We start from the raw sequence: 25,028 nt of genomic DNA, 5'->3' as shown, positions 1-25,028 counted from the left end.
ATGTCTGATCAGCAGGGACAGCGATGGTGGGTGGGTGTAGAAACCCAGTTGAACGACACCGATCCTCCATCGGCACCTCAGGGATCGCTATCACACGACGCATTGTCCGAGACGAGACGCCAAGCGGTGCCGGTCGACGAGACACCGGTTTCATCATCATCAGTTGAGCTGAAGCCGGTTGACATAGTTGACATAACAGTTGCAGAAGCGGGTAACAACGATGACTCGCTGGGCGATGAACTTGTTGATGAGAATGTACTTGCCCAGATCAAGCAAGCGGGTGAAACCGCGGCTACGCGTCGGCGGGCGAGGGTTCGGAACGATCTCTTTGATCTGAACGCACGCGTGACCGAAACAGAATCGGACTTGCCTCCGCACACCAACGGTGCTGTCACGCATGAGCCAAGAATGGTTGATGTCGGACGCGTTACACCATTGCTGCCCGGACGCGATGCTGAGCGCATCGACGAAGAGGCAGACACCGAGCTACACAGCCCCTTTGATGATCGGCGTAAACCGGTAAATCACACGCAGACAGAAGCATCTGTCCAGGAAGACAGTGACAAGACTCTTGCAACTACTCCGGCATCATCTGATGCAGTTGCTCCATCGGTGCAATCACAACCAATGTCATCCAACGAACCAACCCCGGAGTTTGTGCGCATTCCTGTCTGGTACCTGCCGTGGAAGTGGTGGCGGTCGCTGATCGGGAGCCCGTTGACAGCGCATGAGCTGCGATCGATCGCAGTGCACGAGGATGATGACGCAGCATCGTTCACACTGACGCAGCGCGTCGCTATCAATCTTGCAGACGTGGGGCTTCTTATTGGCGGGCTTTCGAGCGTGCTCATTGCGGCGCTAGGCATCTGGAGCCTGTTCCAGGCGATGATCCTCGGGTTCGGCGCGATCGGGAACGCATCCCGCGTTGTGCTCGGCGATGTGCTCAACCACTGCTTTGGTGCGGCGCAGGTGCTCGTGCTCGCGCCGGTGCCCGTCGTGCTGTCGCGCGCAGTTGTTGCGATCATGTTGCCAGCTCAGACAAAAGAAAGTACCAGCAAGCCACTGCTTGAATCGCTTCGCAGGCCACTGCTTGTTGTGCTTGCGGTATGCTTCGGCGTTGTGCTGATCTCGATGGTGCGCGAGTGTTTTCGCGCAAGCTCGCTCTCGTTCCTTGATCTCTTCCTGCGCACATGCACGCTCTCGATCATCGGCGTGTGCATGGTTGTGTGTAGCCGGTGGAACGAACCTGAGCCATCACACTAATGCGCACTGGTTATGGAAGCTCGTTGCTTTCTCGAACGTGCGAGCCGCGCGAAGCATGGTCTTCTCGTCGTACGCAGGTGAAATAAGCTGCACGCCGATGGGCAGTTGCTTGCCCTCGATCTCAGCAAACCCGGCTGGCATGGATATACCGGGAAGTCCAGCGAGATTGGCGCCGACAGTGAACAAATCCTCGAGATAGAGTGCGAGCGGATCGTTCGTCTTCTCACCAATCCGGAACGCGGGCCCTGGTGCGCTCGGCATCAGCACCGCGTGGACACCTTTGTCGAATGCTCTGTCAAAGTCATCCTTGATGCGCCGGCGGGCTTTTAACGCTGTGGTGTAGTACGCGTCGTAATACCCGGATGATAACGCGTAGGTGCCGAGCATGATGCGTCGTTTCACCTCGTCACCGAATCCTTCAGCGCGTGATTGCGCGTAGAGATCTTCGAGCGACATGCCCGGTTTCATCTCGGCTCGTCTGCCATAACGGATCCCGTCGAACCTTGCAAGGTTGCTCGATGCTTCTGCGGGCGCGACGATGTAGTACGCAGCGATGCCAAGCTCGGAGTGCGCAAGATCAATATCAATCACGTTCGCACCGAGCGAGCGATACACATTGACCGCGTCGTTGAACGCCTTTGCAACAGCGGGATGCACCGCGTCGGATCGCGCCTGCTTCGGCACGCCAATGGTGAGAAGCTCGATCGGCTGATCAATCTCGCCGGTCAGTTGGGGAAGTTCGAGCGTTGTGCTGGTTGCGTCGAGTGGATCGAATCCACACATCGCGTCGAGCATGCGCGCGCCGTCCTCGACAGTGCGCGTAAACGGGCCGATCTGATCAAGACTTGATGCAAAGGCAACAAGCCCGTATCGACTGATTCTGCCGTAGGTCGGCTTGATCCCGACGATACCCGTGAGTGCAGCCGGCTGGCGTATGGAGCCACCCGTGTCTGATCCGAGCGACGCTGGTACAGCACCGTATGCGACCGCAGCGGCACTTCCGCCCGATGATCCGCCGGGCACGCGATCAGTATCCCACGGGTTCCTGGTCGGACCGAAAGCAGAGTGCTCGCACGAACTGCCCATGGCAAACTCATCGAGATTGGTTTTGCCGATGATCACAGCTCCAGCGTCGATCAGTTTCTGCACCGCGGTTGCGGTGTACGGGCTCTCAAAGTTCTCAAGAATCCGGCTCGCGCATGTTGTCCTTCCATAGCTCAGGCACATGTTGTCCTTCAGGGCGATGGGCACGCCCGCGAGCGGGCCAATGGTCTCGCCGCGTGCAATGCGTGCGTCGATGTCCTTTGCCTGCGTGCGCGCTTGGTCGTGAAAGATCTCAAGAAATGCGTGCACTTTCGGCTCTGCGCGATCGATCATTGCCAGCGAGTGGTTCGTGATCTCCATCGCGCTTGCACGCTTTGATGTCACTGCGTCGACAATCTCTGCAATTGTCATGCATGGTGTGTCTGGGTTGCTCATGCGCCACCGCCTTCACCGTCAAGTACCTTTGGAACGAGGATGAACTGCCCGTGCGATGTCGCGGGAGCCATGTCCATGAGCGCTTGCGTCGGAAGCATCTTGCCAATCGCGTCGTCGTCAAGCCTGTTCGAATCCGGCGAGTCGGAGGAATACACAGCTGCTGGGTTTGCCATGGGCTCGACACCTTCGAGGTCAACAGATCGCAGACGCTCGATATATCCGAGCGCAGCACCGATCTTCTCGCGCATCGCGGGGATCTGGTCGTCTGGGACCGCGAGCCGTGAAAGTCGTGCGATCTTGCGGATGTCCGCGTCTGTCAGCGTGCTGGAGGGTTGCGTTTCAGGCATACACGAGTGTAGATGGGCAGATGTCAGGGTGTCAGCAGAGGATCATCGGGATTCCAGATCCATGCGGGCATCGGCTGTGAGGGTGGGTCGATCATGTGAGGTGTCGCAACATGCATATGCCGATTCATTGTGTAGGTCAGCCACGGCATATCGGGGTCGATTGCGCTCGTGAGAAGCTCGCGCCAGGAGACCGATTCCTCAAGACCCGTATCCACGATCCCGTGGTACTTACGGATGAGCAGTTCTGCGCTTGCGATGCGGATGATCTCGTTTCCTGTCATTAGGGTCGAGCGGAGCCACGGCACATATGTCTTTCTGTCCGTGCCGTTGGGAACATAGAACAGGATTGCAATCGCGATATTTGTAGCGTTAGAAGACGATGGAGATGCGCGAATCGCCTGATCGAGAATCGTCGTGCCAGGCTCTGTTGCAGCTCGACGAAACAGCGCGGCAAGTGTTCGATCCGCAATACGGTCTGATGCTTCAAGCGCCTGAAGTGCTGACCTGACCTCTTCGTGCTCGATTGCGTCGTCAGCCTTGAACCCGAGGTACACCACCGGCCAGTAGACAGCTGTGTGGAGATCAATCGTGTATTGCTGGGAGAGAGTGAAGTCATGGCGAGATGCAGTTGCTTGACGGGACACTGCATAGTCGGTGCGAAGCAAGCCAATCACTTCATCGAATGACAAATGATCGTGCATCGCATCCGTCATGAGCCGTTGCGTTGTCTCTTCGTACAGATGCTGATTGCTGGAAGGATCACGGATGACCGCGAGCAGTTCTGGAACGAAGACCCTCGTCCTGTTTGCGATTGGACTTTGCATTGCTGTGTTGATGGCGGTTCTGTAGTGGGGGTTCGCATTCTCGACTGGTTGTGGCGATGCTTCGCGAACGCGCTGCAGGTACTGCACAGCAGCCCGAAGGTTTTGTTCCTCCTGAACACCGTTGAGCATCCAGTGAAGGAACCACGGCGACTCTTCGGTCAGCAAGGCTGGGTATCTGTCAAGCCAGTCGGGAATGAAAACGAACTCTGGTTCGAGCTCGTTCCAGTGCGTGCGTGTCAACTCGAGAATGCGCTCAGCATCCAGCCATCGCCCCGTGATCTCCACGTCATCCGGGTTGAGGAGGCTGGCCATATATCTGACAGCGAGCACACGGTCTGTCTCTTCCAGACGTGGATCAACAAGCCGGTACATAAAGACACGCATCGGATCAGCAGAACCGGAATCGTTGATCATTGCGTTGATCGATCCGTGCTCAGGCAAATACCCGACGAGCTTTGCCATGGGCATCTTCATGAGTTGTGTCAGGGAATACCGGCCGCGTTCATACACCAGCCACACACCACCTGCAACAGCAAGAGCGCTGATCATGATCGCGAACCAGTTGCGTTGCTTCGGGCACAGGAACAGGTACCTTCCCGCGGTGGTGCGATTGTGCCTGCTTGAGAACGTGTAGATTGTGCCGCACTCCGGACACGTGACACCCGGAGCGTCCTTTGGTATCAGTGCGTCGATATCGTATCGACACTTGCGACAAATCTGTCGGCTTACAAGACGCTTGCCGAGAAGTGAGCGCACCAAAGCTGCTGCGCTGACAATGACAAATGCAATCGCAGGGAGCGTGATAGACAGATTGATCGGCATCGCATCTGATGTGATGCGCGAGAGTTATTCGCCCGTCGGCAGCGCCGGCTTGTTGCGGATATCCCACAACTGCGGATAGAGGTCCTGCGGATCGGTGTGCTTCTCGTGACGGATCTCGTGCGTGATGCGCAGGAGTGACTGCTTGCCCTCATAGGGAAGTTCTTTCATGATCTTGCGCACGGCTTCAGTCGTCGCGCCGGGCATATCAGTTGCACTTGCCTGTTCCCACATTGCTGTCCACAGTCCACGGTGCTTCCCATCGATCTCCATCCGATCGAGCACTTCCGGCAGGATCTCGGCGGCTTCATTGAGCTGCCTGGTATAGGACCACTGGAAGCTTGCACTCATGCTGGTGATGACGGCGCGGGCAGCTTCGATTGCCCCGTCCGGCGAATCCTTGCCAATCCTCGCTTCGATCGCAGCGGCCGCAGCCTTGCCCTCCTCCATGACATATTCCTGGCCCATCAGGTTTGACACCTGCCACACCTGCATAGAGACGATCGGCTCCTGACCGGCAAGCACCTGCGGGTTCATCGATGGCACAAGTCCTGGCTGCATCATCATGATCTTCATGATCTCGTTCGCTGTCATCAGGTCCGACTCATTGTGCAGATCGAGCTTGTTCATCAGCCCCGTGTCCATGTCGTGCGCGATATCCACAAGATCAACCACCAGCCTGTCGTAGTCGTCCTGCCACTGCATCGCGAACGGCATAATCGTGTCTGCAAGGTCCTCGGTCACCAGCGGATTGTGCTTCAGCGCGAGGATGGACACGTAGGTGTCATTGGGGTAAGGGATGAGATTGCCAGCATCATCGCGCTTGATCAGCGGGACGTACGGCGTATCGCCAAGCAGTTGCTTGAGCTGCACATCGACGGCTGGCATCTGCGGACGCGGGCGAGCCTGATGTGTGCCCTGTGCTGACGCGACATGCGCGCTGGTACCGACCGATGCGGCTGCAAGTATTGCAGCAAAGCGTGAGATGGTCCGGGAGATGCGGGCTAGCTGGTTCACGGGCAGACTCCATCAGAAAACACTGGCTGGCAGAACGATGCACATCGTCAGGATGCGCAGCCCAATGGTATCGGGCTCGTTCCAGGCATACTGCAAAGCCAACGCAAAGCAACGCCCACATGTTTCAGATGCGGAACGGATACCGGGTCTGATGTGCATTTTCGGTGGGTCATTCGTTATTCGGACGGCTGCTGTTATCCTGATGCCCGGCCTGTGTGCCGCATTCGGGACATATTTCAAGCCCCGTCGCGTCGTATCCGCAGGATTTGCACTGGTGCGGTTCTTTGCGTTTTCTGAAAACGAGTCGAGCTGCATTGAAAGGCACAAGCATGACACATGTCAGCACGAACCACCAAAGAAAGAATGGAAGCGCAGAGATGTACACACCCCTTGAGATGCGCACACTGTCCCAGTTGAGTGTGTATTCCGGGATCGGATCGACAAGATCTTTCAGCGTGTGCAATCGGACTCTGGGGAGTTGTAGCACGCTCTTTTCATGGCGATCATCCAACTCGTACACCATCGTGTGCGCGACGGGCCAGCCATAGAAATGCTCGTTGAGCCACTGATATTCGGTGGTGCCCTCGCGTGGCATCCCCGGCGCGAAGGATGTTTTGTGGATAGACGGCGTTGCACGTATGTTTCTGTTTGGATCAAAGTCTGTGAGAATGGGGCGCCACGTCAGAAACAAAATCAGAATAAGCGAAAAGAGCATACTGATTGCAAAGCGCTGATAAGAAAACAGCTTTAATCTCTCGACGCAAGCCGCCCAAAGCGCACACCGGAAGAACAGCGTTCCGGCAAGCCAAACGCTGATCAACGGGAAAAGCCTGATATAGATTCCTTGCGATATTCGGAGTGAGTCAGTGCTCAGGTCCGCTTTGGGAGGGTCAGATCGGTCCTCAAATGGAGGTATGAATCTGGTAGCGCTCACCCCAACCATAAGGTCTAGCGGGAGGTAGACAAAGAGAAGAGGGACTGGCTCGCCGTATCGGCAGCAAAGTATGTTGTTGTCAACATAGATTCGTCCATCGGGCAAGCTCTTGTACGGCCAGCCATGCCCATCCCCAACTTTGTCGTTATCAATATCGAGCTTCAGCGGCACAACAACGCTCGCAGCAAGAAGTACGGCTGAAACAACCGCGCAGAGCAAGATCAACAGCAGATTTCGCATGACAGAGCGCTTCATTGGAGTACTGTATTCTCAACGCGCAGTCCGCATTCCGGGCACAACTCAAGCCCAGTGACGTCGTACTGGCACGCTGTGCAATGATGTGGTTTTCGAGCTTTGAATGTGAGTCTCCGAATGATCGCGATCGGATACAGCGCAGCTGCCCACAGCGCAATCCAGCATCCCAGCGACATCAGCCAGTTGATGTACACGCCTGGGATCACGCGCACCATGGCGGATGACATACGCGGTGTCCACCAGGCAGGGTCATCAAAGCTTGCGAGTGAGAAGTTCGGGAATGGTTGGAGATTGTTAGAGTCTGTGAAGGGGATGTAGAGCGTAACGACTGGGTGAGGCCATCCAAAGGTATATTGCTTTGCATACTCGGTGGCGATTCGCGTGCCACGTACATTGTACAGATCATGTCCGAAGAGAGTTGCTGTGTCACGCCACGTGGTAATGCTGCTCCGCCCCGGATTTCCTAGCCGGATATCAGCAATGACTGGTACAAACTGCACGCATAGAAACACGATGAGCGTGAAAACACCTGTCAGGCACAGAACCCGGATTGTGCAGTGGGGGAAGCCAACACGAATCAGGTGTATGCCAACGGTGAGCACAACAGCAAACGGCATCCAGACCGCAAGCAGCCTTCCCGGCTCTACATATACACCACTTGCTATGCGAATCTCAGTGCGTGACTGTCTAAATGCGGGAAGCGGGTCGCCGCGTGCTGCAAAGTCCTTTAAAAAAAATGTCATCCTCATCCATTCCGATCATGTCGATCGACGGCACATAGATCGTCAGGAACCGGATCGGTTCACCATATGTGTGCTGCGCGCACACGTCGACATACCCTTTTTCGTCGCTCCATCCGTCGGGGTCAAACATCATGTTTATGTGAATACCGCCAAGCTGCTTTGTTGCGATCTCGGGCAGGAGCGAGCCGAGTGTGGCTGCGCAGATCGCGATGAGCGCAACGGTTGAGCAGACCAGAAACACACAAAGATGACGTCGGAATCGTGTCACGCTGAAACTGTAGTATGCGTCGCGTGATCGCATTCCGGGCAGGGCCTAAGCCCTGTGATGTCGTACCCGCACGCTTTGCACTGGTGTGATTTTCGCCGTTTTCTGAAAACGAGTCGTGTTGCATTTACAAATACAAGCATCACACATGAGAGCAGGAGCCATGAGAACAGGAATGGCATCGCAGAGACGTAGATGCCTCTTGAAATCCGCATGCTGTCCCGTCCACGTTTGTGCCAATCAAATGTGTCATCGCGTTTGTCTCTGTTGAACATATGCAATCCTGCGTAAGGGAGATAGTGGTTGCTGAAAGTAGCATAAGGAAAAGTGATCGTAAGATATCGAGTTGGCCACCCGTACTGAGCAATCTGGACGACTTCGAGTTCGCCCTTGAGGTTTGTTACAGGCCCAAGATACGATGTTCTGGCAATAGATCTGTTGCTTGCCAATGGATACGGCATCCTTGATCGACGGAAATCAGTTGCAACGGCTCCAGCAGTGACGATGGAGAGGAGAGTCATTGATAGAACTGCACAGAGAGCGAATGAAATTGCAAGGCTGTTTTTCTTGTATTTCATTGCACGCAACTTATTCGCCAGCGATCGTCAGCGAGACCACTGTTGCGTCATCAGCAAGCTGCTCTGACTTTGCGTGCAGGCGCATGGTGCCGAGCAGTGTGCGCACATCCTCGGCTGGTTGTGCGCCGTGGCGGAGCGCTGCACGGGCGCGATGGATGCCAAAGCGTTCACCCGTCGTGTTGTCCGGCTGCTCAACAACACCATCGGAGAAGACGATGAGACGTGCACCGGGGATCAGGGCGCGCATGCGCGAGCCATAATGGAACGACGGATCGACACCAATGACCAGTCCGTCCCGCTCGGGCACCGGCGGCGCGTCGTCATCGCCAGCGATCGTCCACAGCGAGTGCCCGGCATCGACATACTCGAACGTGCGTGATGCCGTATCGAGGATCGCAACAAAGAGCGAGAGGAACAGGCTGCCGTCACCCTTGTGGGAGAGCGCAGCAATACGCCGGTTGAGCGAGGACACCGCGGTTACAACGTCCGCACCCTGCATGAGCTGATCGTGCAGGTGGGTTTGTGCGGTAGCCATGACGATGCCTGCGCCTGCGCCCTTGTCTGCAACATCGCCAAGCAGCACAGCAACGCGACCATCGGGCAAGTGCAGCACATCAAGAAGATCACCAACGACCAGTCTGCCGGGCACGGACGCGAACGCATATCGAACGCTGCCCAACGAGCCGGATGGTGCTGGCATGAGCAGGCGCTGCGCCTGACGTGCTGCGCGAAGATCCGCTTCGAGCAGTTGCTGGCGCATGTCAAGCTCGCGCCGTTTCATGTTCGCAAGCGCAAGTCCAGCAACGTGCGCAACAGATTCCGCGAGCAGACCAACATCATTCAGTTCCATGCGCTTTGGTTGACGCAGCGCACCTGTTGCGTGCATGTAGATAATTGCAACAACCGATCGACCGACACGGATGGGAACACAGAGCGAGGCCTCGCTCTCAGCAGCGTCTGGATCGTGCGGATGGATCGCGCTGGTGCCGTCGAGCGCGTTCCGCACAAGTGAGAATCGCACTGGTGTCTGCTCGGGCGGAGCGCTCCCATTGCTGTGCCCGTTCTGGTGGTGCGTGTGGATTGTTTCGACGCGACTGTCGCGTGCGCGTGCCAGCACCGAAAATCCGTTGCCCTGTCCGAGATCACGAAGGATGAGCACCTCTGTCATGCCGGTGCTTGCCCGCGCCAGCACATTTGCAAGCGTCTGCGCGAGTGTCTGTTCCGAATCGAGCGAGTGCATCTGCGCAGCAAGATCCATCAGCAGCGAAAGGCGTCTCCGCGCGATGGATTCTGGTGTAGCGCGTTCGTGATCTGCACCTGCGATATCTGCCAGCACCTTGTCAAGCACGGTGTTGAGCGTGGCTTCGAGGGCTGAATCGATCTTCCGATCAAGCTCGGGCAACTGCGTCTCAGCCGGAGATTCGCCGTAGTGCGATGCACCCGGGGCAACAATATCTGCCACCGGCGCGTCGATATCGGTGCCGACACGCTGCGTTGTGAGTTGTCTTGCGTGTGCAGCACGCATCGACGCGATCATCTCGCGCAGCGCTGATGTGGTCTGGCCCGCCGCGTCACTTTGGTGTGGTGTCGCGCGGACCCTTTGCGGAATCTCAACACGGAAGGCCCACGTGCCAATCTCGATCTTGTCGCCCTGCGCAAGCGGCACGGGTGAGTTCGGTCGAATCGGCACACTGTTCAGATACGTGCCGGAACGCGACTGCAGATCTGTCAGCACCCATCGCGAACCGGAGAGCGAGATCATCGCATGTCTGCGCGATACAGCACGATCAGCGAGTCTCACTCTGCTGGCGCTGGATCTGCCAAGAAGCACGCGTTCGTCGTCACCAATTTCGCATCCGGGATGCTCGGGCCCGCCGACCGCAACAAGCCGAAGCGCTGAGCCCCGGATACTAATGGTTGTCGTTGGGTTCGACTCGACGGAGATTGACAGCGATTCGACGATGGGATCGTCTTCAACCAGCTGTCTGGATGTCACATCCTCCGGATCCATACAAACAATCTACCCGATTTTGGATCGAGCGGTTCTGCTGGCCCCTGCGCAGTTGGTTATTTGTTTGGAATAACGCGTGTTGGACCATAAAAACGCGGACCCGGTACGAGTGGGTTTGTGGCTGAGTTGTGGAAAGCGAGTTGCTGGTGATCCGGTGAAGTTTCGCGCTCGCTTTGGCTTAGTCAGGCGAAATGCCTAGATCAGCCTTGGTTACCAAAGAATCAAACAGTACATGCTCGGCGGTGATGTTTTCTCTCGCGCCTTCCTGACGATCGATAACAACAATCACACCAAGCACTTGCGCGCCCACAGCACGGAGTGTCCGAACAGCTTCAACGCTTTGCCCGCCGGATGTTGCGATGTCCTCGACGATGATCACGCGATCATCCTTTTCCAGTTTGCCCTCAATTTGCTTTGCTGTTCCGTAATCCTTCTTCGCGTTGCGCACAAAGACGCAGGGTCTATCGCAGGCCATGGATGCGACTGTGACCAATGGAATCCCACCAAGTTCGGCACCAGCAAGCCGATCCGCGACACATGCAGCGTTTGTCTCCATCTGATTAACGCGCTGAGCGAACCGTGCGCCCAGTTCTGCGAGCAGCTGTGGCTTTGTGGAGAACAGGTACTTGTCCAGGTAGTACGAGCTTGTCCTGCCGGATCTGAGTGTGAATGTTCCACGAAGCAGTGCCGCATCCGCGAGTTGCTTCGCGAACGTCGCATCGTCCATCGTCGAGGTAAACCGGGGCAGGGATGTGCTTGAAGTGGTCATCATGCTGGATGATACGCAAAGCCGGGGCTGATCAGGGAGTATGATCCAGAGGTGCCCATCAAGTCAGACAGGTCTGAGACACGCAGCCTGCGCATTGGCGCGGGGATCGCGGTGTTGTTTGTGCTGCTCTGTGTCGGAGTTCTGTGGGTGCTGTGGAATCAGCAGCGGGCAGTGCTTCAGAAGCGGACCCGCTGGGTACCTGAGCAGCCGCTGGTTCTTCAGGAGGGCAACTGCGAGATTTCGCTGGAGGATATCGAGTGTATTGAAGGTGAGTTTGTGATTGATATTCTCGTGCTCAACACGAACAAAGACATTGCAGACACCTTTTCGAGCACGCTGATTGAAAACGGTATCCTTGGATGTGTGCTGACAGATGCGCTGGGAAGTGAGTACAAGGAGATCTCGTCGGATACTGCAATCAACTGGAACACGTTTGAAAACCAGCTCTGGCTTCGGCCCGGTGAGTCAAGACCGCTTCGAATCCACCTTTCCCGTGAGAATCCGGGTCGGCTGCTTGCGCGAGGCAGCACCATTGATTGTGACTTGTCGCCGATGCTCGGCATGACAGTGACTGGCGCGTCCTATCAGGGGCTCTCAGCCGTATCCGCCGCAACGAAGGTGCGATGCGTTCCAACGCAATGATCATTCCGAGATGTTCGAAAGCTGGCCGTGATCGAACCTAGAATCACGCATGTCCAGCGCGCCGACAACATCTCAGCAATCCATTGCCCGCGACTTTGATCCGGTCCATGCGCTGGCGGTCCGGTTCTGTCAGGCCGCTGCCGATGTTGTTCGGACCCTGCGCGAGACAAACCCGGACATTGATGAATCTCTGACCGATCCGACAAACATAGACCCTGTGATCACTGCAACAAAGCGTCCTGAACTGGGCGACTTCCAATCCAACATCGCAATGCCGCTGGGAAAACGTGTGGGTATGAACCCGCGGGAGTTGGCCCAGCGGATTGTTGAAGCGCTCGATGTTGGTGATCTTGCCGAACCATTGTCGGCTGAGAGCATCGCCGGACCTGGGTTTATCAACATGCGCCTGCGCACCGACGCGCTGGCAAGTCTGCTTGGCGCGCTCGACACACCCGCGCTGGGAATCGAAACGCCTACGGAGCAGCAGACGGTTGTCGTCGATCTCTTTGGCGTGAATCTCGCCAAGCAGATGCACGTCGGACATCTTCGCGCGACGGTCATCGGCGATACGCTGGCCCGCGTCTTCGAGCGTCTGGGGCACAAGGTCATCCGCCAGAATCACGCGGGCGACTGGGGGCTTCCCATCGCGATGGTGACCGCACGTCTGAAATCAGAAGCAGAAGCTGGCAGGCTGGATCCGGACACCATCTCGCTCGATGACCTTGATCGTCTGTATCGTCAGGCGCAGCAGGATTGTGCTGGCGACCGGTTCGGTCTTGCAGCTGCTCGCAAGTGGGACATGGGACCGAAGATCATCGCTGAACTCGAGGCGCAGGTTGGTGGTGCGGAAGAATCGCTTGCGCACGCGAAGAGCACACTCATCAAGCTGCAGTCGGGCGATGCCGACATCACCGCGTACTGGCAGAAAATATACAACGTGACGATGGGCGAGGGGCTTGCTGTCTGTAAGCGTCTGCACACGAAGATCACCGACGAGGCAACCGCGGGCGAGAGCACGTACCGCAACGAACTTGCCGATGTTGTTGATGATCTTGTACAGAAGGGCGTGGCAGAAGAGTCTGACGGCGCGCTCGTGGTGCGATTGAAGGACGTGGGCATTGAGGAGCCGTGCCTCATCCGAAAGTCTGATGGTGGATTCCTGTACGCAACAACAGACATTGCAGCGATTCGCAGGCGCGTACAAAGACTCGGCGCTGATGAGGTGGTTTACTGCATCGATGCGCGCCAGAGCCTGCATATGCGCCAGGTGTTCGCCGTCTCGGAAAAAGCCGGATACACAATCAAGCCGGGTGCACCCGATGGTGAACACGCAATACTCCAGCACGCCGCGTTCGGCACAGTGCTGGGTGAGGACAACCGCCCGTTCAAGTCGCGATCAGGCGAGAACGTGAATCTGGCAGCACTCCTTGCAGAAGCTGTCGAGCGCGCGCAGGCCACCGTTGCTTCCAAAAGTCCAGATATGCCGACTGATGAACGAGCAACGGTCGCAGAAGCGATCGGGATTGCCGCGATCAAGTACGCTGACCTTTCGTCGGACCGGGTACGAGATTATGTGTTCTCGTTCGATCGCATGCTCGCGTTCGAGGGTAACACCGGTCCGTACCTGCTCTACGCACTCGTGCGCATCCGCTCAATCTTCCGCAAGCTTGCAGAGCGCGGCTACGACGTGTCCGCGTCGGCGATCCATGCTGCACCCTTTGCTGTTGAACATCCGAAGGAGAAGGCGCTCGCGCTCCAGATTCTCGGCTATCCCGCCTCGGTACGAAACGTTGCAAAGTACGCCGAGCCGCATAGGTTGTGCAACCATGTGTATGAACTAGCGAGCGCCTTTGCCAGCTTCTTCGACGCGTGTTCGGTGTTGAATGCCGAGACCGATGCCCAGCGCCAGTCCCGGATGCGTCTGTGCGACCTGACCGCGCGCGTGCTCGCAGACGCGCTCGATACATTGGGTCTACCGACTGTCGAACGCATGTGAGGGTTGTGGAAGTGTCGTTGCAGACGAGTCTTCTCAGTCTGGCTGCACCAGCTCTGCGTTTGCATGAGTCGTACGCGCATCAGCTTGTGCATGATCTTGACGAGCAGCAGATGGATGTGTGTCCCGGGCCTGGGCACGAGAATACACCGAGGTTTACACTCGGGCATCTCTGCACGGGCACTGCTGTCTTTGCAAAGTCACTCGAAGAGAAGGTTGGCATCGTCGCGCCGCACGCGTGGCAACTCCCCGTTGGATATGGGGACATGTTCCAGCGGCGCGGGCCTCGTGATCGCCGGTTGCCGGAGCGGTTTGATTGTGTGCCGACCAAAGAGGAACTGCTCTTACAATACTGCGCGAGCCACGAGCGCATGCTTGACGCACTCAGCCAAGCCACCGATGCGGATCTTGAGAGAGAAGCTGCATGGGCACTGTCGCATCACATGCCGAGACAAGCCGACATGGTGCAGTTCTACCTTCTGCACGAGATGATGCATCTGAGCCAGCTTGCTGCGTGGCGGCGCGCGATGGGACTGCCCGCTGCGATGGCGAGGATGGTCGAGCTGCGCATCTGAAAAGAAAAACCGTGCGAGCCAGACAGGCCGCACGGTCAAATGCGGATGAGAGGACTTGAACCTCCACGGGGTTTTACCCCCACTAGGACCTGAACCTAGCGCGTCTGCCAATTCCGCCACATCCGCAGGCAGTTCTTTCGTTGGGCCATGATAGTAGACCCGATCGGTCCAAAGACCAGATCGGGTTGAATCTCAGCTTGATTCAGCTCAACATCAACATTGTGCAAAGCCCCACCCATGCTTTCGCATGGGCGGGACGGTTGACTCAGTTGCCTGTACAGCCCGTGCTTGTGCAGCACGCTGAGCTGTTTGGTCCGCAGCCATCGCACTCTGCGCAGCCACTTCCAGTGCAGGGTTCGCACGTGCAGCAACAGCAGCACGATCCGGTCGCATGGGCACCGGCACCTTGCGCGCCAGAACTTGCAGCAAATCCAAGACCGCCGATTGAGAACACGCCAGCGAGTGTGCCGAGCATGAGTTTCTGTTTCCGTGACATCGATACGTCCTTTCGATTTCTCAACGCATTGCGTTGAGGTTTGGTTTGATGAATGCGCACGAACACCGTGTCCGCAGCGCGAATGAAAAGGAAATGTGTTGATTGGGATGCTGCGTGCAAGTACACAGCTGTGTCGCTTTAGTTCAGCCATCGCTGGAGCATCGCAAGCCTTCGCGAGAGTGGCAAATATTCGTCTTGACGTGGTGTCCAGTGAGTAAAGGTCAAATCATGTGGAGTGACTGAGAGTAGATGAAGTTTGTGGATCTGCTGGAGATCCTTGGCTTGGTTTGAGTGTGTGCCGGGCTCGGGCAGTGTTGCAGTGAACCCGACGGGCCTGGGTTCATCATCAGGCATGCAGGTACGCACGCAAATACAGTGACATGTGCGACCTGTTTCTTTCTCGGCACAGCAGCAACAGCAGAGTGTCCGGGAGTTGCCGCACAAGCCCGCACCACATGGACGATGTTTGGGCGAGGCTGAGCCGGTCGCTGGTCCTGTGACAAGCACAAGGCATACAGCAACAACCGCCGTTGCAACGGCCTTGGTGCATCGGCACAAGATGGTGCAGACATGCTCCATGTGTACACGGGAACACCGCGCACCGAGGCATGTATTCCCACGCTTTGGATGGATTATGCAGCGGGCGGGTGACGTGTCAGTCTGGTTGCGCTTCGGCGGGCTTGCTGATGATCGGGGGCTGCGTGCGTCACATTGTGCTGCTCGTACTGTTCGAGTTCCTTTGCAACTGCGCGGGCGCGGGACTGATCGTTTGCATGCTGGATGTACCGATCGGCATCGTTGTCGTCATTGCCTCGCGGGCGCAGAAGCGCGTGGACCAGATCTGGGTCGAACAGGAACCCTGCTACGCGATGGTCATCAACTCGAGAAATGTAGATGCTGTGATCCATCGAGAGATCGACCGGATCGGGCTCGAAGTCGGCGTCGTGCTGCTTCGCAAGGATGCTCCGGTGTGTCTCGATCGGGAGCACGACCGGTCTGCACGGATCGTCCTGATTCCATTCGGTGACAACGGCATCCTGTCCGGTGTTCAGATGCACAACAGTGCCGGGTGCAAACGCGGGAGCGATGCGCACCAGACCGTGGACGACGATCGGATCGAACTCGCCCGCGAGTGCGCGCTCGATCATGATGCGCTGTGCAGCAATATTCGGGAGCGCTGGAACGTGCGATGTCGTTGGAATGCGCAAACGATCAAACGCATCGGCAACCGCACAGATACGCGCAAATATGTGGATGTCTTTCCCCACAACCGGCTTGGTGTCACCATCGATGTCGGCTCTGTGCGGGAACCCGCTGCCGTCGTATCGCTGATGATGGTGCAGCACGACGCCCGATGCAGACGGACTCAGGTGTCCCTTGACCATCTCGTAGCCGATCATGACATGGCGCTGCCACTCTGGATCATGACGATCGTGCCTTGATGACCACCGTTCTCGCACATCTTTTTCGAGGCGCAACATCCCGATATCGTGGAGCATCGCGCCGATACCAAGGCACGAGATGTCCTTGCCGGTGAACCCGAGTATGCGTCTGCGCTGCGCAACAATGTAGTGCTCAAGCTGGATGCCAAGGAGCAGCGAGAGCATGCAGACACTCGATCCGTGACGAAGTGCTTCCTGATCGCGCTGGGCGACATCCTTGACAAACACAGCGCTCTTTGGTTTCTTCTGGAACGCTGAGAGGAGCGATCCAACTGCTGACTGGAGTTTGTCGAAGATCAATCCGTGCGCGCTGCCTCGCCCGATTGCATCGAGTTGCGAACTGAAGAGCTGCGTGAGTTGGCGCTGGGCGCGACCAACCTCGGGGCAGTAGTGCTCAGCAATGTACTCGAGACCGGGATACCTGATCCACAGTTCGCCAGCGTGCATTTCTACCAGTCGATTGATCAGCTTCTCGTCCAGTTCAACGCCCGGCTGTAGCAGCACAATTTCCGGATCATCCGGATGGTGCAGGGGTGCAGCGAGCACCATGCCAGGCTTTGCGTTGATGGCAGAGATGCTCAGCATGAACCGCGAATGCTCCTGTGATACAGCATCGTCCGGAAACAAATATGCGATGCGCAGACTGACAACACAGGTCCATCGACACGTTTGGCGTGCATGTGCATCAAGATCGCAGAGAACCGGGCGCTTACATGAGGATGGTTGCGATGATGTATCCCACGTAAAGCGCAAGAAGAATGAAGCCTTCACCCCTGCCGACGCGCCCCTTGCGGATCATGAGTGGGAGCATCAACGCTGAGAGCAGAATCATCATGGGACCGTCGCGTCCGAAAACCGATTCCGGTGTGTTGATCGGTGCGACGAATGCAGTGACACCGAGCACACACAGGATGTTGAAGATGTTGGATCCGACGATGTTCCCGATGACAAGATCGGGCTCGTGTTTGCGCGCGGCCATGAATGCTGCAGCAAGCTCGGGCACACTTGTGCCGAACGCGACCATCGTCAGCGCGATGACCGACTCGGGCACGCCAAACTCTCCAGCAATCTTCACCGCGCCATGGACCATCCAGTCCGAGCCGAAGATCAAACCGGCCAGCCCAAGCACAACAAACACGATGCAGACCGGAAGCGGATATCCAACGGCATCAATCGCAAGCGGATCGGTCAGATCTAAATCAATTGAATCCGTGCGTGGGTCGTACTCCGATTCGGATTCGTCATCAATATGTGCCGGACGTGTTCCTGATTCATCTGGCTGTGTATCGACAGCGTCACGAATCTGCTGTTCGTGTTGTTCGCGTATTTCTGCTGCATGCCTTGCTGCTTTGGCTCGATCGCGCTTTGCCAGAATCAGAATCAGCGAGATGTATCCCACAAGACCGGCAAGCAGGATGGAAGCATCAATGCGTGTCAGTTGTGCCTCATGCACCATGAGTACATATCCAAGCACACCGACACCGATCATGATCGGCACTTCAAGTCTGATAGCGCGCACGTGGCACACCACCGGATAGATGACGGCTGTGAATCCGAGAATCAAACCGACATTGGCGATGTTCGAGCCAACAACATTGCCAATGTTGATATCGCCTTTGTCAGCAAGCACAGCAGTAATGCCAGCAGCGAGTTCGGGGGCGCTTGTGCCGAACGCAACAACGGTGAGCCCAATGATCAGCGTGGGAATCCCCAGCGCCTTTGCCAGCGACACCGCGCCGCGAATGAGCAGGTCTGCGCCGACCAGCAGCACAGCAAGCCCCACAACAAACATGACAATCGGCATCAGGGGCACAGGGGTGCTCCGTGGAAACTCAGGAATGAACGAGAACAAAGGAGTTCAGAACCGATCGACCACCGGAAGTTCACCAACCAGCGGTCTGCAATACTCGATAAATGCGCGAGACACATTGTTGTGTCCTTCGATGAAGCGTTCCGGCATGTGGCGCGTCTTGGCAGCGACATCTGTCAACTCGACGCGTGTGCATTCCGATGCGTATGGCTCGCCAGTCCGGCTCGTGCGGACAACTGCAACCGACCCGTTCGTGTATCCATCTGCTGCGAGCTTTGCAGCAAATCGGCCGCAATCGCGGGCTTCGTTCTGATCGACGCGCGATGCGTCCGGCCAGCAACGCTGGAGATATCCGAACGTGTCCGAGCGAACACGCGGTGGTTTTCCGTCGATCTTTGGCAGTCGTTTCTTCAGCAGTTCTGCGAGTTGGTCACCCAGCGCACCGGAGCCAGAGAGCTGCACGTTCCCGTGATCATCCTTCTCGCCACCAATCAGCTTCGCGCCGATCGAAACACCCGATGCGTCCTGGATGCCCTCACTGACCGCGATCTGGCATCTTCCGTGCTTCGTAACCATCTGCTGCACGTCGTCAACGAACCGGTCCTCATCGAACGGCACTTCGGGCAGATAGATCAAATGTGGACCGTCGTCGTCGCTCTGGCGTGCCAATGCGCTCGCTGCAGTTAGAAACCCAGCGTGCCGACCCATGACGATGTTGATCTTGATTCCGGGGAGTGCAGCGTTATCCAGGGCATCAGCACGGAACGCTGTTGCGACGAAGCGTGCTGCGCTGGCAAACCCTGGCGTGTGATCGTTGCACTCAAGATCGTTATCAACGGTCTTGGGGACATGGAAGCAGCGAAGATCGTGCCCGTGTGCTTTGGCGTGTTCATACACAATTCGGCACGCGTCGGACGAGTCGTTCCCACCAATGTAAAAGAAATACGTGATGTTGTGCCGGGCGCACGCTTCCGCTATGCGCTGGCAGTACACAGCATCGGGCTTGTCGCGTGTCGATCCGAGTGCTGCCGAGGGTGACTGTGCGATTCGTTCCAGACGATCACCAGGCACGTCTGTCAGGTCAACCAGATCATCCTGAGTAAGCCCGCGGACAGCATGACGCATCCCAAGGATCCGATCAACGATGCCCTGATGGCAGAGCCCGGTCTGAAGCCCCTCGACGACACCAACGAGCGACTGGTTGATGACAGCCGTGGGGCCGCCGGATTGGCCGATGACAGCATTTCCTTTTGGCAAATCGCGAATCATGTTGGGTTGAGGTCCGTTTGCATTGGTCCGTGACGTGAGAAATGGGACCGATGGTAGACGCCGCACAGGCTTTGTTTGCGGTACACTGCGATTCTCGCGTGATCGGCGAGTGAGAGATGTGAATCATCAGCGGGCGCAAGTGCCCGAAAGACAGGAGATTGTGCATGGACAGGGGAGTCTGGAATAGAAAGAAATGGCGCACACCAAACACATACAAGGACAGTGGTTTGCGGAGATGCATACTTACCTGCACTGCGATTATTGGACTATCTGGCACGACGTTTGCTCAGCAGACCTCCGACTCGCCGCTTGCTGACCGTCCGAATGGTCCACGCGCTGCGACCCCATCGCGTCACGCGATCACGGGAGCGACAGTTCACGTCGGGAACGGGACAGTCATCGAGAACGCGATTGTGCTGATCGACAATGGCAAGATCCTCGAGGTTGTTGATGGCACGCGCGCTCGACTCGATCTGCGAGGGAGCCGGATCTGGGATGGCACGGATATGCACATCTATCCCGGATTGATCGAGCCCTGGCTTGAAGTTGATGCACCATCACCTGATGCAAACGCGCCCGGCGCGCACTGGAACACACGTGTGACACCCCAGCGTTCGGTGCTGGATGGCTCGGGTGTTTCCAGTGGTGACGCATCTGCATTGCGAAGGATGGGGTTTGTTGCAGCCGCGATTGCGCCGACCGGTGGCAACTTTTCTGGCACTGGTGCGGTCGTGTCGCTGGGTGAAGGATCGAGCGACGATTCGCAGGATGATGCGCCGGTGTATGTGCCTAGCGCGTTCCAGGTCATGTCCATTGATTCTATTGGATTCGGCGGTGGCGCTGGTGGCGAGCGATATCCAAGCTCGCAGGTTGGTGCCATCGCGCTCGTGCGACAGACACTGCTTGATGCTGACTGGCGCGAGGACATCGTGCGTTCGCACACGCGCACGACTGGTTCATCGCGCGATCTCGACCCGAGTTGTCTTGATGCGCTTGCGCGATCCAGAAATCTTCCGCTGTTCTTTGAGTCAAACGACGAACTCAACGCGCTGCGTGAGGGCAGGCTGGCAAAGGAGTTCGATCGCGACGCTGTGATCGTCGGCTCGGGGAGTGAGTACAAACGCCTGGATGCGATCAAGGAACAGGGATATCCGTATATTCTGCCGTTGCGATTCCCGGATGAGCCTGATGTCTCAAGCGTTGCAAAGGCAGAGAACGTCGACCTGGGCACACTGATGTCGTGGGAGCAGGCGCCGACAAATCCCCGCAGGCTCGATGCTGCGGGGGTGAAAGTGGTGCTGACCACAAGCCGATCGAGCGCCGGCGGAGGCCGGTTTGGTGGTGGCGGTGGCGGGAATCGTGGAAACTTCATGAAGAACGTGCGTATTGCGATCAAGAACGGTCTTTCTGAAGACCGTGCGCTTGCGATGATGACGATTGAGCCGGCGCAGCTGCTCGGTGTCGCAGGGAAGCTTGGCACCGTTGAGAGCGGCAAGATTGCCAGCTTCGTCGTTGCCGATGGCGAGCTCTTCAAGGAAAAAACAAAGGTCATGGATGTATGGATTGACGGCATTCGCCATGAGATCACTGCGCCGAAGGATGACGAGATCGACGGTGATTGGGATGCAACACTCGCCGGTGTGTTCAATCTCGAGCTGCAGATCAAGGACGGGAAGAGTGTCACCGTTGTTGAGCATCCAGAGCCAAAGGAAGCTGGCGAGAAGCCGAAGGACATTGAGGTCAAGGCAGAGAAGGTGAGCCGCGATGGCGATCACATTTCCTTCGTGTTCGATCACGCAAAGTTCGGCATGGATGGGTACTTCACAATGCAGGGCGTTGTGCAGGGAAGCTCGATTCGTGGGTCAGGACTGAGACCCGATGGTCGTGCATTCCAGTGGACCGCGAAGAAACTGCCCGAGCGAGCAGATCTTGACGGCGTGTGGAAACTCGCTGTGGGTGATGCGTTCCACATGTTCATGGTTGTCAAGGGAGACAAAGTTGAGGGGATCGAAGGCGATGCCTACAACGACGCAAAGGATGTCGTCATCAATCGTGATGGATCGTGTTCGTTCACACTTATAGACGAGGACGATGGCACCGGCGAGTACAAAGTATCTGCAACCTATGACCCCGATACAAAGACGCTGGTTGGCAAAGGAACCGATGCTTCCGGCAACGTTTTCAACTGGACAGGCACGCGCGAACCGACCGTCAAACTCGACGGCGACTGGACCGCGATGCTCGCGGGTGAAGAAACAACGCTGCGTATCAAGGGACAGAATATTTCGTTCCCAGACAACGACGCGATGACCATTTCAGACGCGAAGGTGTGGTCGAACGGTTCGGTGCGCTTCAACGCGAAGGAAGGCGAAGCCGAGTTCAAGTCTTCAGCGGAGTTTCATGATGGCAGGCTCGTCGGGACAGGAGCGGGTGTCGGGAACGACACGTCATTCGACTGGACAGCGACACCAAAGGATCCAGAGAAGATCGTTGTGACACAGCCTGGTGAAGAACCGGAAGAGAAGATCGAACTCGCTGAAGTTCCCGAAAATCTGGGTGGCTATCCATTCGGGCCGTACTCCATGTCGTCACTTCCTGACCAGAAGAACGTGCTGATCACTGGCGCAATGGTGTGGACGTGCGCAGGCTCAAGTGTGATCCAGGACGGCGCGGTGCTAATCACTGACGGCAAGATCCGCTACGTTGGTCCGAGCGCGACTGTGCCTGAGATCGCGAACGTGGTTGTGATTGATGCGAAGGGCAAGCACGTGACGCCGGGATTGATCGATTGTCACTCACACACCGGCACATGGTCTGCCGGCACAAATGAGGGTGGCCAGGCAATCACAGCAGAAGTGCGCATGGCAGACGGCACGGATCCCGATGCGCTCAACTGGTATCGACAGCTTGCTGGCGGCACAACAACTGTGAACACGCTGCACGGTTCAGCGAACGCCATCGGCGGGCAGAATGTTGTGCAGAAGATCCGTTGGGGTGTGCCCGATCCGACAATGACGCATTTCGAGAATGCAAAGCCGGGCATTAAGTTCGCGCTCGGTGAGAATCCGCGTGCAGTCAACTGGGGGCCGGACATGAACTGGCGCTACCCACAAACACGCATGGGTGTGGAGTCAATCATCCGAGACCGGTTCACTGCTGCTCGTGATTATGCTGCAGAATGGGATCGGTATCGCAAAACACCAAATGCGTTCGAGAACCCGCCCCGCGTTGATCTTGAACTTGAAGCAATCGCTGAGATTCTGCGCGGCGATCGTCTCGTACATTGCCACTCGTATCGACAGGACGAGATCTTCATGCTGTGCAAGGTGGCGCAGGAGTTTGGCTTCAGAATCGGCACATTCCAGCATGTGCTCGAAGGGTACAAGGTTGCAGAAGCAATCCGCGAGAACGCGATCGGCGCATCGTCGTTCTCAGACTGGTGGGGATACAAGATCGAGGTGCAGGACTCGATCCCGTATAACGGTGCGATCATGCATGAGCAGGGTGTTGTTGTCTCGTTCAACTCTGACGACGACGAACTCTCGCGTCGCATGAATACCGAAGCGACGAAGGCTATCAAGTACGGCGGTGTCGATCCGATCGAGGCACTCAAGTTTGTTACTATCAACCCTGCGAAGCAGTTAATGATCGACAATCGTGTCGGTTCGCTCGAACCTGGAAAGGACGCGGACATCGTGATCTGGTCGGGTAATCCGCTCTCGACACGCACCCGGTGCGAGCGTGTGTTCATCGATGGACGCGAGTACTTCTCACTTGAGCAGGACGCTGCGCATCGCGATCGTATCCGTCGCGAGCGTGAGCGGTTGATCCAGAAGATTCTCACCGGTGACAAGAAGAAGGACGACGATGCCGACGCACCTGCAGGTGGTCCGCGTCCTGCAGGCGGTCCTCCCGGACGAGGGCAGGGCAGGCGTAGACCACCCGAAGAGGAACGAGGATTCGCACGATTCTTTGAGAGTGAAGAGCATGCCGAATCCATGCGTGAGTTGTACCTTGAGCGTATACGCAGGGGCATGAGCATCGAGGATGCTGTGCGTGGTGAATGCGGCTGCGGACTGAGCGGGTTGTACCAGTCGATGATGATGCAGGGAGGTGACCAGTGAAGAACGCAACACAAATCGTGCGCACGCTCGTTGGTGTTGCGCTGGGTGCTCTGGCAACGACTGCGCACGCGCAGGACCTTGGTGTGAAAGCGCCGCCACAGAAAGAACCGATCATTGTCTATGGTGCAACCGTTCACACGGTGTCCAACGGCATTATCGAGAACGGATACGTGCGATTCGAGAATGGCAGGATTACCGGGGTTGGGAGCGTGGTCGATATTCCCGAACCGCAGAATGCACCTGGGTCACCAAGGGTGATTCGAGGTCAGAACCTGCATGTGTATCCTGGGTTGATCAGCTCTGTGACGCAGCTTGGATTGACCGAGCACGGGCAGGTTGCAGCAACAGTCGATTCGCGTGAGACGGGCAACATCAAGCCCGAGGTGCGCGCGATCGCTGCGGTGAATCCGGACTCGACACTTCTCCCGGTGACACGTTCAAATGGCATTCTCACCGTTGGTGTGTTCCCGGTCGGCGGGACGGTTGCCGGCCGTATGGGTGTGATGTCGCTCGACGGATGGACGTGGGAGGACATGGCGCTCGATCAGACCGCCGGTCTTGTTATTAACTGGCCGAACATGCTCTCTGTGCGAGCGCCATGGATGAATCAGTCCGAGGGTGATCAGGCGAATCAGCGCCAGCAGCGCATCAACACCATTGATGCGATGTTCGATCAGGCAATCGCTTATCGCGCAGCCCGCAAAGCAGATCCAACCCAGCGTGAAGACATCGGACTCGAAGCGATGCAGGCGTTCATTCCGGGTGAGAACGGCGAAGCGCCCGCAAAGCCCGTCTTTCTCTTCGCGCAGGAACTTGAGCAGATTACGACTGCTGTGTCGTGGGCGATCGAGAAGGGAGTGCGACCCGTTATCGTTGGTGGCCGAGATGCGCCATTGTGTGCAGAGCTCCTCAAAGCGAATAATGTCGGTGTCATCATTGAAGGCACGCTGAAGAATCCTCGCCGCGACGACTCGCCGTATGACGAGCCATACAAACTCCCGCTTGCGCTGCAAGACGCGGGAATACATTGGGCGCTCGCATCTGGTGAGGAGCCTGCGCACGATCGGAATCTGCCGTACCACGCGGGGAAAGCCATCGCATTCGGATTGAACGAGGACGACGCGATCCGCGCGATGACACTGTCTGCAGCACAACTGCTGGGTGTTGATGCTCGCATCGGATCGATTGAGGCAGGCAAGGATGCGACACTGATCGTGACCGATGGCACGCCAGTTGAGATCGCAACACGCACACTGCACGCGTTCATTGGCGGGCGCGAGATCGATCTACGGAACAAGCAGACGGAACTTGCAGACAAATATCGCGAGAAGTACCGACAGTTGAATGGGCGGTAGGCGTATTCTCTTGTGAAT

At 57.0% G+C, this 25,028-nt stretch carries 20 protein-coding genes and 1 tRNA gene; 7 read left to right on the top strand and 14 right to left on the bottom strand.

Going from position 1 to position 25,028, the window contains the following annotated elements; genetic code table 11:
- Nucleotides 1–1,263, top strand: coding sequence for a hypothetical protein (locus H6815_03425; GenBank protein MCB9859478.1), 1,263 nt, complete (start codon nucleotides 1–3; stop codon nucleotides 1,261–1,263).
- Here H6815_03425 and gatA read toward each other — a convergent pair.
- From gatA to pyrE, 9 genes are all read right to left on the bottom strand, one after another.
- The gene (gene gatA / locus H6815_03420) at nucleotides 1,255–2,718 is read right to left on the bottom strand and encodes an Asp-tRNA(Asn)/Glu-tRNA(Gln) amidotransferase subunit GatA (protein MCB9859477.1); all 1,464 of its coding nucleotides are present in this window, start codon (nucleotides 2,716–2,718) and stop codon (nucleotides 1,255–1,257) included. The genes H6815_03425 and gatA overlap by 9 nt on opposite strands.
- A 20-nt stretch (nucleotides 2,719–2,738) precedes the next feature.
- Complete coding sequence (gatC, locus tag H6815_03415) at nucleotides 2,739–3,089, bottom strand: Asp-tRNA(Asn)/Glu-tRNA(Gln) amidotransferase subunit GatC (protein MCB9859476.1); 351 nt, start codon at nucleotides 3,087–3,089, stop codon at nucleotides 2,739–2,741.
- A 23-nt stretch (nucleotides 3,090–3,112) separates the two neighbouring features.
- Complete coding sequence (locus H6815_03410; protein MCB9859475.1) at nucleotides 3,113–4,735, bottom strand: hypothetical protein; 1,623 nt, start codon at nucleotides 4,733–4,735, stop codon at nucleotides 3,113–3,115.
- Nucleotides 4,736–4,759: 24 nt separating this feature from the next.
- Entirely contained in the window at nucleotides 4,760–5,749 is a 990-nt protein-coding gene (locus H6815_03405; protein ID MCB9859474.1) for a hypothetical protein, read from the bottom strand.
- Between the two features lie 169 nt (nucleotides 5,750–5,918).
- On the bottom strand, nucleotides 5,919–6,938 hold the full coding sequence (locus tag H6815_03400) for a hypothetical protein (GenBank protein ID MCB9859473.1): 1,020 nt from the start codon (nucleotides 6,936–6,938) through the stop codon (nucleotides 5,919–5,921).
- On the bottom strand, nucleotides 6,935–7,681 hold the full coding sequence (locus H6815_03395) for a hypothetical protein (GenBank protein MCB9859472.1): 747 nt from the start codon (nucleotides 7,679–7,681) through the stop codon (nucleotides 6,935–6,937). Before H6815_03395 ends, H6815_03400 begins: the two co-directional genes overlap by 4 nt.
- Nucleotides 7,626–7,949, bottom strand: a complete 324-nt coding sequence (locus H6815_03390; protein MCB9859471.1) for a hypothetical protein — start codon at nucleotides 7,947–7,949, stop codon at nucleotides 7,626–7,628. Before H6815_03390 ends, H6815_03395 begins: the two co-directional genes overlap by 56 nt.
- Before the next feature lie 585 nt (nucleotides 7,950–8,534).
- Entirely contained in the window at nucleotides 8,535–10,520 is a 1,986-nt protein-coding gene (locus H6815_03385) for a SpoIIE family protein phosphatase (protein MCB9859470.1), read from the bottom strand.
- 193 nt (nucleotides 10,521–10,713) lie between these two features.
- Nucleotides 10,714–11,262, bottom strand: coding sequence for an orotate phosphoribosyltransferase (gene pyrE, locus H6815_03380; GenBank protein ID MCB9859469.1), 549 nt, complete (start codon nucleotides 11,260–11,262; stop codon nucleotides 10,714–10,716).
- A gap of 93 nt (nucleotides 11,263–11,355) precedes the next feature.
- On the opposite strand from pyrE, the gene H6815_03375 reads away from it, so the two are divergent.
- The 3 genes from H6815_03375 to H6815_03365 are packed head-to-tail and all read left to right on the top strand — an operon-like array spanning nucleotide 11,356 to nucleotide 14,514.
- The gene (locus H6815_03375) at nucleotides 11,356–11,946 is read left to right on the top strand and encodes a hypothetical protein (protein ID MCB9859468.1); all 591 of its coding nucleotides are present in this window, start codon (nucleotides 11,356–11,358) and stop codon (nucleotides 11,944–11,946) included.
- Nucleotides 11,947–11,995: 49 nt separating this feature from the next.
- Nucleotides 11,996–13,942: an arginine--tRNA ligase gene (gene argS / locus H6815_03370; protein ID MCB9859467.1), complete on the top strand. Its 1,947-nt coding sequence runs from the start codon at nucleotides 11,996–11,998 to the stop codon at nucleotides 13,940–13,942.
- Between the two features lie 17 nt (nucleotides 13,943–13,959).
- Nucleotides 13,960–14,514, top strand: coding sequence for a DinB family protein (locus H6815_03365; protein MCB9859466.1), 555 nt, complete (start codon nucleotides 13,960–13,962; stop codon nucleotides 14,512–14,514).
- Nucleotides 14,515–14,554: 40 nt separating this feature from the next.
- Here the strand turns inward: H6815_03365 and H6815_03360 are convergent.
- Nucleotides 14,555–14,640: transfer RNA gene (locus tag H6815_03360), tRNA-Leu, on the bottom strand.
- Between the two features lie 71 nt (nucleotides 14,641–14,711).
- On the opposite strand from H6815_03360, the gene H6815_03355 reads away from it, so the two are divergent.
- Entirely contained in the window at nucleotides 14,712–15,047 is a 336-nt protein-coding gene (locus tag H6815_03355) for a hypothetical protein (GenBank protein MCB9859465.1), read from the top strand.
- Between the two features lie 101 nt (nucleotides 15,048–15,148).
- Here the strand turns inward: H6815_03355 and H6815_03350 are convergent, their stop codons facing one another.
- From H6815_03350 to H6815_03335, 4 genes are all read right to left on the bottom strand, one after another.
- Nucleotides 15,149–15,364 (bottom strand): hypothetical protein, encoded by a 216-nt coding sequence (locus H6815_03350; protein ID MCB9859464.1) that lies wholly within the window; start codon nucleotides 15,362–15,364, stop codon nucleotides 15,149–15,151.
- Nucleotides 15,365–15,642: 278 nt separating this feature from the next.
- Nucleotides 15,643–17,037, bottom strand: coding sequence for an HD domain-containing protein (locus tag H6815_03345; GenBank protein ID MCB9859463.1), 1,395 nt, complete (start codon nucleotides 17,035–17,037; stop codon nucleotides 15,643–15,645).
- Between the two features lie 124 nt (nucleotides 17,038–17,161).
- Nucleotides 17,162–18,265 carry a calcium/sodium antiporter gene (locus tag H6815_03340; protein ID MCB9859462.1) on the bottom strand — a complete coding sequence of 368 codons (1,104 nt, stop codon included), beginning with the start codon at nucleotides 18,263–18,265 and terminating at the stop codon, nucleotides 17,162–17,164.
- A 45-nt stretch (nucleotides 18,266–18,310) separates the two neighbouring features.
- Nucleotides 18,311–19,531 (bottom strand): 6-phosphofructokinase, encoded by a 1,221-nt coding sequence (locus H6815_03335; protein ID MCB9859461.1) that lies wholly within the window; start codon nucleotides 19,529–19,531, stop codon nucleotides 18,311–18,313.
- A 164-nt stretch (nucleotides 19,532–19,695) separates the two neighbouring features.
- Here H6815_03335 and H6815_03330 point away from each other — a divergent pair, with 164 nt between their 5' ends.
- Both H6815_03330 and H6815_03325 read left to right on the top strand, forming a co-directional pair.
- Nucleotides 19,696–23,655 (top strand): amidohydrolase family protein, encoded by a 3,960-nt coding sequence (locus H6815_03330; protein ID MCB9859460.1) that lies wholly within the window; start codon nucleotides 19,696–19,698, stop codon nucleotides 23,653–23,655.
- Nucleotides 23,652–25,010 carry an amidohydrolase family protein gene (locus H6815_03325; protein MCB9859459.1) on the top strand — a complete coding sequence of 453 codons (1,359 nt, stop codon included), beginning with the start codon at nucleotides 23,652–23,654 and terminating at the stop codon, nucleotides 25,008–25,010. Before H6815_03330 ends, H6815_03325 begins: the two co-directional genes overlap by 4 nt.
- The last annotated feature ends 18 nt before the right edge of the window (nucleotides 25,011–25,028 follow it).

Source organism: Phycisphaeraceae bacterium, assembly GCA_020639155.1.
In the GTDB taxonomy this organism is placed as follows: Bacteria; Planctomycetota; Phycisphaerae; order Phycisphaerales; family UBA1924; genus JACKHF01.
This window is presented reverse-complemented; position numbering and strand designations above follow the sequence as displayed.

What these genes read in the sequence shown, in the direction of transcription:
- H6815_03425 (MCB9859478.1), top strand. Translation starts at nt 1, where the DNA reads ATGTCTGATCAGCAGGGACAGCGATGGTGGGTGGGTGTAGAAACCCAG.
- gatA (MCB9859477.1), bottom strand. Translation starts at nt 2,718, where the DNA reads ATGACAATTGCAGAGATTGTCGACGCAGTGACATCAAAGCGTGCAAGC.
- gatC (MCB9859476.1), bottom strand. Translation starts at nt 3,089, where the DNA reads ATGCCTGAAACGCAACCCTCCAGCACGCTGACAGACGCGGACATCCGC.
- H6815_03410 (MCB9859475.1), bottom strand. Translation starts at nt 4,735, where the DNA reads ATGCCGATCAATCTGTCTATCACGCTCCCTGCGATTGCATTTGTCATT.
- H6815_03400 (MCB9859473.1), bottom strand. Translation starts at nt 6,938, where the DNA reads ATGAAGCGCTCTGTCATGCGAAATCTGCTGTTGATCTTGCTCTGCGCG.
- H6815_03395 (MCB9859472.1), bottom strand. Translation starts at nt 7,681, where the DNA reads ATGACATTTTTTTTAAAGGACTTTGCAGCACGCGGCGACCCGCTTCCC.
- pyrE (MCB9859469.1), bottom strand. Translation starts at nt 11,262, where the DNA reads ATGGACGATGCGACGTTCGCGAAGCAACTCGCGGATGCGGCACTGCTT.
- argS (MCB9859467.1), top strand. Translation starts at nt 11,996, where the DNA reads ATGTCCAGCGCGCCGACAACATCTCAGCAATCCATTGCCCGCGACTTT.
- H6815_03350 (MCB9859464.1), bottom strand. Translation starts at nt 15,364, where the DNA reads ATGCCTGATGATGAACCCAGGCCCGTCGGGTTCACTGCAACACTGCCC.
- H6815_03345 (MCB9859463.1), bottom strand. Translation starts at nt 17,037, where the DNA reads ATGCTGAGCATCTCTGCCATCAACGCAAAGCCTGGCATGGTGCTCGCT.
- H6815_03335 (MCB9859461.1), bottom strand. Translation starts at nt 19,531, where the DNA reads ATGATTCGCGATTTGCCAAAAGGAAATGCTGTCATCGGCCAATCCGGC.
- H6815_03330 (MCB9859460.1), top strand. Translation starts at nt 19,696, where the DNA reads ATGGACAGGGGAGTCTGGAATAGAAAGAAATGGCGCACACCAAACACA.